A 10,701-nucleotide genomic window follows, 5' to 3' on the forward strand; every position below is an offset into this window, starting at 1 on the left:
ATGAGTGATCTTGAAACCAAGCCGGCGAGCAGCACGGCTGCAGGCGGACAAGTCAACCCCAGCACCTCCAAGGTGGGGACCTGGCTCAGCCACGTCGTCACCGACCTCGGCAAGAACGGTATTTTCATCGCGCTGATCGTGGTGGTGGTGCTGTTCAGCTTCCTGACCGACGGCATCCTGCTGCGGCCGCAGAACATCTCCAACCTGATCGTGCAGAACGGGTACATCCTGGTTCTCGCGGTGGGCATGGTGATGGTCATCATCGCCGGCCACATCGACCTGTCGGTCGGATCGGTCGCCGCGTTCGTCGGCGCCGTGTCGGGTGTGTTCGCGGTGACCTGGGGCCTGCCCTGGTGGCTGTCGATCATCCTGTCGCTCCTGGTCGGTGCCCTGGTGGGCGTCTGGCAGGGCTTCTGGATCGCCTACGTGGGCATCCCGGCGTTCATCGTGACGCTGGCGGGCATGTTGATCTTCCGCGGCCTCGCGCTCGCGGTTCTCGGCAACGCCAACATCGGATCCTTCCCGGCCGAGTACCGGGCGCTGGGCAACGGCTTCCTCACCGACCTGTTCGGTGAATTCGACCTCGACCCGCTCACCCTGGGTGTCGCGGCCATCGCGATCATCGCCCTGGTCGTGCAGCAGCTGCGCACCCGCAAGGGCCGTGCCTCGTACGGGCAGGAAGTCGAGCCGCTGGTGTGGTTCGTTGCCAAGCTCGTGCTGATCACCGTGGTCATCGGCATGTTCGCCTACGCTCTGGCCTCCTACAAGGGCATCCCGGTCACCCTGATCGTGTTGGCCGTGCTGATCCTGGTCTACGGCGTCATCATGAACCGCAGCGTTTTCGGCCGTCACATCTACGCGATCGGTGGCAACCTGCACGCCGCCGAGCTGTCGGGTGTCAAGACCCGCAACGTGACGTTCTGGTTGTTCGTGAACATGGGTGTGCTCGCAGCGCTGGCCGGCCTGATCTTCACCGCCCGCCTCAACCTGGCCGGCCCGAAGGCCGGTGACGGCTTCGAGCTCGAGGCTATCTCCGCCGCCTTCATCGGTGGCGCGGCCGTGCAGGGTGGTGTCGGCACCATCGGTGGCGCCATCATCGGTGGTCTGATCATCGGTGTGCTGATCAACGGTATGTCGATCATGGGCATCGGCATCGAGTGGCAGCAGGCCGTGAAGGGCCTCGTGCTGCTCCTGGCCGTCGCCTTCGACGTATACAACAAGCGTCGCTCCGGCGGACGCTAGCCCTTTCTGCAACACGGCCGCTGGCCCCGCATCCTCCCGGATGCGGGGCCAGCGGCCTTTTGCGCGCCCCGCCCGCCGCCCCCGCCCCCGCCGCGTGCGCAAATGCTCGCGGCGTGCGAAAGTGCTCGCAGCGTGCGAAATGTGGCGCATTAACGCTTGCCGCGAGCATTAACGCGTGCGGCGAGCATTTTCCCGAGCCGAGACGGATGGTGCGGGGCCGTGCTTTGCGGGCGGGCCTCCACAGGGGCGGCAGCGGTGAGAGTATCCACTGAACGTGAGCGGGACCGTGTGCCGTGGCCGGGTTGAGAGACGCTGCGGTATGGTCATCTCCCAGTCCCCGTTTTCAGCCCACGAGGTTCTCCGTCTCGCCGAAGTGGCGGCTCTCCTGTACGACGGACTGCTACCTTCCGAGGCCCTGCGGGAGGCGGGCGTGCCGCCGCACAGCTTCCGGCGCCTCTGCCTCGAGGGGGTGCTGCACTGCATCCGTCACGGTGTGTATGTCACGGGGGAGCGCTGGCGGGCAGCGGGTGCCAGCGAGCGGTATCGGCTGCTGGTCCGGGCGACCGCGTTGGCGGCGAACCGCCAGCCCGTGCTCTCGCACCACTCCGCGGCCGTGCTGCACGGTCTTCCGATCATCGGCGGGTGGCCCGCAACGGTGCACACCGTTACTCCCGGCGCCAGCGGAGGCAGCCGGAACCGATCCACGACTGGGCATCGGGGACCCGCGCCGGAGCTTGTGGAGACCATTGACGGGTGCCGGGTGACGTCACTGGCGCGCACTTTGGTGGACGTGGCGGCATCATCTTCGTTGCTGGTGGGCGTGACGATGCTTGACCATGCCCTGCGCGTCGGGGGAGACCCCGTGCTGACCAAGGATGCGCTGTATCAGGAGCTCGCCCTGGTGAACCCGCGGACGGGGCGGCGCCAAGCCGAGCAGGCGATCGCCTTCGCGAACCCGCTGTCGGCCAACCCGGGCGAGACTCTCAGCAGGGTGCGCATCTTTCAGCTCGGCTTCGAGGTGCCGGAGTTGCAGGTGTGCTTTCCCGGAATCCTCGGCGGTAATGCCTACGTGGATTTCTGGTGGCGGCAGGTGCGCAAGATCGGCGAATTCGACGGCTTTCTCAAGTACGGGATGGGACCGGTGCTGGGGGACCGTGACCCCGGTTCGGTGGTGTGGCAGGAGAAGCAACGTGAGGACGCGTTGCGGGCCCGGGTGAACAGCTTCGACCGGTGGGGCTGGGACCTGGCGCTGACGCCCGAACGGTTCTCCGCATTTCTGACGGAACGAGGTGTGCCGCGCGCCTGATCAGCGGTGGGGGAGGGGAGAGCTCCCGCCGTGCGGGGCGGGCGGAATCGGGCTATTTTGGGGGTTGTGAGCGCTAACTTGTGAGCGCTAACATTCCTGAAGATCTGAAAGGCCCGTTCCCGGCACCAAGATCGCAGCATTTTCCTCGCCGGGAAACTAAACAAGGAGGTTTGGTTACATGAAGAAAATCATTGGAATGGCGGCTGCCGGAGCGATGCTCCTGGCGCTGGCCGGGTGCTCGGGCGGCGGCGGTTCGACGTCGGGCGAGGGCGAGGCCCCTGCAACCGAAGACCTCATCGTCGGCTTCTCCCAGGTGGGCGCCGAGAGCGGTTGGCGCGCAGCGAACACCAAGGATATCCAGGCGGCCTTCGAGGAGGCCGGCATCGAACTGAAGTTCTCGGATGCCCAGCAGAAGCAGGAGAACCAGATCAAGGCCATCCGCTCCTACATCCAGCAGGGGGTGGACGTCATCGCGTTCTCTCCGGTGGTGGAATCCGGCTGGGACACCGTGCTCAAGGAGGCCAAGGACGCCGACATCCCCGTCGTGCTGACCGACCGGTCGGTCGATTCCGCCGACACCTCGCTCTACGTGTCCTTCCTCGGCTCGGACTTCGTCGAAGAAGGCAAGAAGGCCGGTGAATGGGTGACCGAGGAGTTCGCGGATGCGGACGCTGTCAAGATCATCCAGCTCGAGGGCACCACCGGTTCCGCTCCGGCCATCGACCGCGCGGAGGGCTTCGCCGACGTGATCGGCAGCGACCCGAAGTTCGAGGTCGTGGCCAGCCAGACCGGCGACTTCACCCGCTCCGGCGGTAAGCAGGTCACCGAGGCGCTGCTGAAGTCCAACCCTGACGTCGACCTGATCTACGCACACAACGACGACATGGGGCTTGGCGCGATCGAGGCCATCGAAGCGGCCGGCCTGACGCCGGGCGTGGACATCAAGATCGTGACCGTTGACGCGGTCAAGGACGGCATGCAGGCCCTGGCCGACGGCAAGATCAACTTCATCGTGGAGTGCTCGCCGTTGCTCGGCAAGCAGCTCGTCGAGATCGTGGAGAAGGTCGTCGCCGGCGAGGAGGTCGAACCGCGTATCGTCACCGAGGAGACCACCTTCACCCAGGAGCAGGCCATCGAGGCCCTGCCCGACCGCCAGTACTAGACCCACCCGAACCACCAGAACCACCCCGCTATCGTCGTGGGCCGGCGCTCGACCGGCTGGCCCACGACGCGGCGCCCCCCCCGCTTCGCGGCACCCGCAGTTCGGCACCACCAGCCACACACCCGTCTCGATGAAGAGAGCTCGGCATGACCACTCAGGCCCCCGTCGTCGATATGACGGACATCTCCATCTCCTTCCCCGGCGTGAAGGCGCTCGACCGGGTCAATTTCCGCATGTTCCCCGGCGAAGTGCACTCGTTGATGGGGGAGAACGGTGCGGGAAAGTCCACCATGATCAAGGCGCTCACCGGCGTCTACCCGATCGACTCCGGCAGCATCCTGCTGGATGGCAAACCGCTGCTGATCACCGGTCCGGCCCAGGCCCAGGAAGCCGGCATCAGCACGGTGTACCAGGAGGTGCACCTGCTCACCAACCTGTCGGTGGCCGAGAACATCATGCTCGGCCGCGAACCCCGTCGGGGAGCCGCGATCGACTGGCGTGCCATGCGCGCCCGCGCCACCGAGATCCTCGACGGCCTCAACCTCGACATCGACCCGGCCTCGCAGCTGGGCACGCACTCGCTCGCCGTGCAGCAGCTCGTGGCCATCGCCCGCGCCATCGACGTGCAGGCCAAGGTGCTCATCCTGGACGAACCGACCTCCAGTCTCGACGTCGACGAGGTCTCCGAACTGTTCCGGGTCATCCGCTCCCTCAAGGAGAGCGGCGTCGCGATCCTGTTCGTCTCGCACTTCCTCGAGCAGGTGTACGAGATCTCCGACCGGCTCACGGTGCTGCGGAACGGCCAACTCGTCGGCGAGTACCTCACCGATGAGATCCTCCGCATCGAACTGGTGCACAAGATGATCGGCAAGGACATCGCCGTGCTCTCCGACCTCGACCGCAAGGAGCGGGCGCCGATCAGCGAGGAGAGCGAAGAGGCACCGTTCGTGCAGGCGATCGGGCTGGGCCGCACGGGCTCCATCGCCCCGGTGGACCTCAGCGTGTACGAGGGTGAGGTCGTGGGGCTGGCCGGCCTGCTCGGCTCCGGCCGCACCGAGTTGGCCCGGCTGCTTTCCGGCGCCGACCGGCCCGACCGCGGCGAACTGAGCATCGGCGGCCGGCCCCGCCGGCTGCGCACCCCACGAATGGCGCTCAAGGCCCGCATCGCCTACTCCTCGGAGAACCGCCGCAGCGAGGGCATCATCGAGGACCTCACCGTGCGGGACAACATCGTGCTCGCCCTGCAGGCCGACCGCGGCTGGTTTCGCCGCATCCCGAAGAAACGGCAGGACGAACTGGCGGCCAGCTACATCCAGGCGCTCAACATCCGGCCGCCGGACCCGGACGCCATCGTGAAGAACCTCTCCGGCGGCAACCAACAGAAGGTGCTCCTGGCGCGCTGGCTGGCCGTGGCCCCGCGCCTGCTGATCCTGGACGAACCCACCCGCGGTATCGACGTCGGCGCCAAGGCCGAGATCCAGAAGCTCGTCGCCGACCTCGCCGAGAACGGGATGTCGGTGGTCTTCATCTCCGCCGAGCTCGAGGAGGTGCTGCGCCTCAGCCACCGCATCGTTGTCATGCGCGACCGGGAGAAGGTGGCCGACATCGTCAACGACGACGTCACCGTCGGCCAGGTCATGACCCTCATCGCGAGCGGAGCCGAATCATGAACCCCACCGTGACCCGCGCGCTCAAGCACCGGTTGTTCTGGCCGATCGTGACCCTGCTGGGCTTGCTCGTATTGAACGTGGCGGTGCGCCCGGCCTTCTTCTCCATCCGGCTGCAGGACGGCCACCTCTTCGGCAGCCTGGTCGACATCCTTCGGAACGGCGCCCCCACCCTGCTGGTGGCGCTGGGCATGACCCTGGTGATCGCCACCCGCGGCATCGACCTGTCCGTCGGCGCCGTCGTCGCCATCTCCGGCGCCCTGGCCTGCTCGATCATCGCCGGCTCCGCCGACCCGAACAGCCCCACCACGGTGCTGGTGGCCGTGGGAATCTCCATCGTGCTGGCGCTGATCCTTGGCGCCTGGAACGGCTTCCTCGTCTCGGTGATCGGGGTGCAACCGATCATCGCCACCCTCATCCTGATGACCGCCGGCCGCGGCCTGGCCATGCTCATCACCGAGGGCCAGATCGTCACCGTCAACTCGGCGCCGTACAAGGTGATCGGCGGCGGGTACTGGCTGGCGCTGCCCGCGTCGATCATCATCGCCCTGGGCATGTTCGCCATCGCGGCGGTGCTCACCCGCAAGACCGCGCTGGGCCTCCTGATCGAATCGGTGGGCATCAATCCGCAGGCCAGCCGCATCGCCGGTGTACGCAGCCGCAGCATCATCTGGATGGTCTACATCTTCAGCGGCTTGTGCGCCGGCATCGCCGGCCTGATGATCAGCTCCAATGTCACCGCCGCCGACGCCAACAACGCCGGCCTCTGGATCGAGATGGACGCCATCCTCGCCGTGGTCATCGGCGGCACCTCCCTGGCCGGCGGGCGCTACTCCCTCGGCGGCACCCTGATCGGCGCCGCGATCATCCAAACGCTCACCACGACCGTGTACACCGTGGGGATCGCTCCGGAGATCACGCTGGTGTTCAAGGCGCTCGTGGTGATCATCGTGTGCCTGCTCCAGTCGCCGGCCCTGCAGACGCGTCTCGGGTCGCTTCGTCGCCGGCCCGACCGGCGCCGACCCGACCGGCGCCGACCCGTCACGACATCCACCGGAGGGGTCCTCTCATGAGCATCCGCACCATCGACAAGCCCACGGCCCGACCCGGATTCGTGCGCCCCCGAGGCCGCTTCAACCTCGGTTCCCGGTACACCCCGGTGCTCGTCACCCTGATCCTGCTCATCGCCATGTGGGGCGTGGGCGCCACGCGGTACCGCGGGTTCCTCTCCGTGCAGATGCTGCTCAACCTCCTGATCGACAATTCGTTCCTGCTGGTGCTCGTGGTAGGGATGACCTTCGTGATCCTCACCGGCGGGATCGACCTGTCGGTGGGGTCCGTCGTGGCCCTGTCGACCATGATCGCCGCGTTCCTGCTGCGGGCGGGCTGGCCCCCACTGGTGGTGATCGCCATCGTGCTGGTGGTCGGTTCCACCCTCGGGATGCTGGTGGGCCTGGTCATCCACTACTTCGAGATCCAACCCTTCATCGCCACCCTGGCGGCGATGTTCCTGGCCCGTGGGCTCTGCTACGTGATCAGCCTCAACTCGATCTCCATCACGGACCCGTTCTTCGTCGACATGGCGCAAACCCGGATTCCGCTGGGCCCGGGCCTGGCGATCACGCCGAGCGTGATAATCGCGGTGATCGTGGTGGCCATCGCCTTCTTCGTCCTGCACTACACCCGCACCGGCCGCACGGTCTACGGCATCGGCAACGGCGGCCAGTCCGCGATGCTGATGGGCCTGCCCGTGGCCCGCACCCGGGTGCTCGTGTACGTGATCAGCGGGTTCTGCTCCGCGCTCGGCGGGGTGCTCTTCACCTTTTATACCCTCTCCGGCTACAGTCTCACCGCGGTGGGCATGGAGCTGGATGCGATCGCCGCCGTCGTGATCGGCGGCACCCTGCTGACGGGCGGGTCCGGGTTCATCCTCGGCTCAGTGCTCGGCGTGCTGGTGCTCGGCATCATCCAGACCATCATCAGCTTCGAGGGTACCCTGAGCTCCTGGTGGACGAAGATCGTCATCGGCGCCCTGCTGCTGGTCTTCATCGTGCTGCAGCGACTCTTGACGACTCTGCGGCGGTAATGCGGGCCCGTCGCAGTCGAGAGAATGGTAGTGAGCAGGATGTCGCGCGTCGGTGCGGCCGCACCGGCCGCAGGAGGTGGTTGTGACCAACGATGAGAAGACGCGCGTCGCGACGATCTTCGACGTGGCCCGGCTCGCGGGGGTGTCGCACCAGACGGTCTCCCGGGTGCTCAACGACCTGCCCAATGTGCGGCCCGCCACCCGGCAGCGGGTGGAGAAGGCCATCGCGGCCCTCAACTACCGGCCGTCGCCCGCGGCTCGGGCGCTCGTCACCCGGCGTTCACGCACCATCGGCCTGATCACGACGGGCGGGCCCGACTACGGCCCGTCCAGCGCCGTGCTGCATTTCAACGAGGCGGCTCGGTCGTCCCGGTACGCGGTGAGCATGGCCAGCATGCTGAAATCGGACCCGGACTCCCTGCGGTCGGCGGTGGAACTGCTGTTGCGGCAGAACGTGGAGGCGATCGTGCTGATCGCCGCCCACCGGGATGCGCTGGACACCGTGCAGGGCATCGAGCTGGGCGTACCGCTGATCGCGGTCGATCCCAGTGGGCGCAGCGGTTTCCACAGTGTGGCGATCGACCAGTACCGGGGGGCGCGGGCCGCCGTGGCGCATCTCGCGGGCCTCGGGCACACCCGCATCCGCCATCTGGCCGGCCCCGCCGATTCGATGGATGCGATCGAGCGCGTGCGCGGTTGGCGCGACGAGTTGGCGGCGCGTGGGCTGGTCGCGCTCGAACCGATGGTGGGGGACTGGTCGCCGGCGAGCGGATTCCGGTTCGGCACCGCACTGGCCCAGCAGGGGGCACCGCTAGATTTCACCGCGGTGTTCGCCGGCAACGATCAGATGGCGCTCGGCCTGGTGCACGCCCTCGCGGGGCACGGGTTCGCGGTGCCGGCCGACGTCAGCGTGATCGGCTTCGACGACATCCCGGAGTCGGCGTTCTTCGCCCCGCCGCTGACCACCATGCGCCAGGACTTCGACAGCCTGGGCCGGGACATCCTCTTCACCCTGCTGGCCGTGCTCGCCGACGAGGAATCGCCGGGTGTGCCACCCATGGTGCCGGAACTCGTCGTCCGGTCGTCGACGGCACCCCCGCACGATCCGTTCCCCTCCGGCGGCTAGGGCCCGGCGCGGCCGACGCGCCCGGCGACGAATTCCACAGGGGGAAATCCGCAACCTCGGCGACCTGTGGATAACTTGGGCCGGCACCGCGGGATTCTGCGGCTTTCGCCGGCTTCGGCCTGTTGACAACCAGTGGAATGTCGGTGGATAAGTACATAATTGTAATTCCCGCATGTAGTGGCCGTTCCCATCCGGGATCACTAGATGTAGTATTGAAGTCCAAGCAATCGCACAACGCTTCACAAAGAACTTCGCACTTTTCGAGTGCATTTCCAACACATTTCCATCACGTCTTCACCACGGGTTTTGCACAGCTTTGCCACGGTCATGAACGACGAGAACGACACGAGAGGCCTCTTCAGATGGCAATCACCGTTTACACCAAGCCGTCCTGCGTGCAGTGCACCGCGACGTACCGCGCCCTGGACAACAAGGGCATCGAGTACAACATCCTCGACCTGTCCGCCGATGAGAACGCACTCGAGGCCGTCAAGGCGCTCGGCTACCTGCAGGCACCCGTCGTCATCACCGACGAGGACCACTGGTCGGGCTTCCGCCCCGACAAGATCAACGAGCTCGCCGCCCGCCTGGCGTAATCACTCCGCGCCTGGGGGCGCCGACCGCACAGCTCGCACGTAAAGGGGACCCATGCTGCTCCAGGCTGATTCCACTCGCGAGTCCGCCACCGGCACCGCCGCCGGTGTGGTCGACATCATCTACTTCTCGAGCATCTCGGGCAACACCGCCCGGTTCGTCGAGAAGCTCGGCCGGCCGGCCGCCCGCATCCCGCTCTACCCGAAGGATGCGCCGCTCGTGGCGGAGCATCCGTTCGTGCTCGTCGTACCCACCTACGGCGGCGGAAACCTCGGGCCGGCCGTGCCGCGCCAGGTCATCCGCTTCCTGAACGACGAGCGGAACCGTTCACTCCTGCGCGGCGTGATCGGCGCCGGCAACACGAATTTCGGTGAGGCCTTCTGCCTCGCCGGGGACATCATCGCGCGAAAGTGCGGCGTGCCCCATCTCTATCGCTTTGAAGTATTCGGCACCCCGGACGATGTAGCCACCGTTCACGATGGATTGGAAGAATTTTGGAAGCAACAGCCGTGAAGGTCACCCCGATCAGCCCGCCGTCAGGCCTCGACATGGACTATCACTCCCTCAACGCCATGCTCAACCTGTATGGCCCCGACGGTGAGATCCAGTTCGACAAGGACCGCGAAGCTGCCCGGGAGTTCTTCCTGCAGCACGTGAACCAGAACACGGTGTTCTTCCACTCCCTGCGCGAGCGCCTCGACTACCTGGTGGAGAAGGAGTACTACGAGCAGGCCGTGCTCGACCTGTACAGCTTCGAGTTCATCACCAAGCTCAACGACCTCGCCTACTCGAAGAAGTTCCGCTTCCAGACCTTCCTCGGCGCGTTCAAGTACTACACCTCCTACACGCTCAAGACGTTCGACGGCAAGCGTTACCTCGAGCGCTTCGAGGACCGCGTCGTGATGAGCGCCCTCGGCCTGGCCCAGGGTGACGAAGAGCTCGCGATCGCTCTCGTCGAGGAGATCATCGCCGGCCGCTTCCAGCCCGCGACCCCCACCTTCCTCAACTCCGGCAAGGCCCAGCGCGGCGAGCTCGTCTCCTGCTTCCTGCTCCGCATCGAAGACAACATGGAGTCCATCTCCCGCGGCATCAACTCCTCGCTGCAGCTGTCCAAGCGCGGCGGCGGCGTGGCCCTGCTGCTCTCCAACATCCGTGAATCCGGCGCGCCGATCAAGCAGATCGAGAACCAGTCCAGCGGCATCATCCCCGTCATGAAGCTGCTCGAAGACTCCTTCAGCTACGCCAACCAGCTCGGTGCCCGTCAGGGCGCCGGTGCGGTGTACCTGCAGGCGCACCACCCGGACATCATGCGCTTCCTCGACACCAAGCGGGAGAACGCCGACGAGAAGATCCGCATCAAGACCCTCTCCCTCGGTGTGGTCATCCCCGATATCACCTTCGAGCTGGCCAAGAACAACGAGGACATGTACCTGTTCTCCCCGTACGACGTCGAGCGCGTCTACGGCGTGCCGTTCGCCGACATCTCGGTCTCCGAGAAGTACCACGAGATGGTCGACG

General features: G+C 66.3%; 10 protein-coding genes. All 10 read left to right on the forward strand.

Annotated elements, in window-relative coordinates; translation table 11 throughout:
- The gene (gene mmsB, locus JWP54_RS08335) at window positions 1-1,242 is read left to right on the forward strand and encodes a multiple monosaccharide ABC transporter permease (protein WP_297370200.1); all 1,242 of its coding nucleotides are present in this window, start codon (window positions 1-3) and stop codon (window positions 1,240-1,242) included.
- Between the two features lie 319 nt (window positions 1,243-1,561).
- Entirely contained in the window at window positions 1,562-2,548 is a 987-nt protein-coding gene (locus JWP54_RS08340) for a type IV toxin-antitoxin system AbiEi family antitoxin domain-containing protein (RefSeq protein ID WP_297370202.1), read from the forward strand.
- Window positions 2,549-2,726: 178 nt separating this feature from the next.
- Window positions 2,727-3,710, forward strand: coding sequence for an ABC transporter substrate-binding protein (locus JWP54_RS08345; RefSeq protein WP_297370205.1), 984 nt, complete (start codon window positions 2,727-2,729; stop codon window positions 3,708-3,710).
- 146 nt (window positions 3,711-3,856) lie between these two features.
- Window positions 3,857-5,380 carry a sugar ABC transporter ATP-binding protein gene (locus tag JWP54_RS08350; RefSeq protein WP_297370209.1) on the forward strand — a complete coding sequence of 508 codons (1,524 nt, stop codon included), beginning with the start codon at window positions 3,857-3,859 and terminating at the stop codon, window positions 5,378-5,380.
- Window positions 5,377-6,450, forward strand: a complete 1,074-nt coding sequence (locus JWP54_RS08355) for an ABC transporter permease (RefSeq protein ID WP_297370211.1) — start codon at window positions 5,377-5,379, stop codon at window positions 6,448-6,450. Before JWP54_RS08350 ends, JWP54_RS08355 begins: the two co-directional genes overlap by 4 nt.
- Window positions 6,447-7,463, forward strand: a complete 1,017-nt coding sequence (yjfF, locus tag JWP54_RS08360; protein ID WP_297370213.1) for a galactofuranose ABC transporter, permease protein YjfF — start codon at window positions 6,447-6,449, stop codon at window positions 7,461-7,463. Before JWP54_RS08355 ends, yjfF begins: the two co-directional genes overlap by 4 nt.
- A gap of 82 nt (window positions 7,464-7,545) precedes the next feature.
- Window positions 7,546-8,589, forward strand: coding sequence for a LacI family DNA-binding transcriptional regulator (locus tag JWP54_RS08365; protein ID WP_297370215.1), 1,044 nt, complete (start codon window positions 7,546-7,548; stop codon window positions 8,587-8,589).
- A gap of 362 nt (window positions 8,590-8,951) precedes the next feature.
- Window positions 8,952-9,185 carry a glutaredoxin-like protein NrdH gene (gene nrdH, locus JWP54_RS08370; RefSeq protein ID WP_066592430.1) on the forward strand — a complete coding sequence of 78 codons (234 nt, stop codon included), beginning with the start codon at window positions 8,952-8,954 and terminating at the stop codon, window positions 9,183-9,185.
- Window positions 9,186-9,291: 106 nt separating this feature from the next.
- Complete coding sequence (gene nrdI / locus JWP54_RS08375) at window positions 9,292-9,696, forward strand: class Ib ribonucleoside-diphosphate reductase assembly flavoprotein NrdI (RefSeq protein ID WP_297370230.1); 405 nt, start codon at window positions 9,292-9,294, stop codon at window positions 9,694-9,696.
- A 35-nt stretch (window positions 9,697-9,731) separates the two neighbouring features.
- Window positions 9,732-10,701, forward strand: a 970-nt coding sequence (locus JWP54_RS08380) for a ribonucleotide reductase N-terminal alpha domain-containing protein (protein WP_297370261.1), incomplete at its 3' end; no start/stop codon positions are given.

The sequence above is a fragment of the Cryobacterium sp. genome (assembly GCF_025463825.1).
Taxonomy (GTDB): Bacteria; Actinomycetota; Actinomycetes; order Actinomycetales; family Microbacteriaceae; genus Cryobacterium.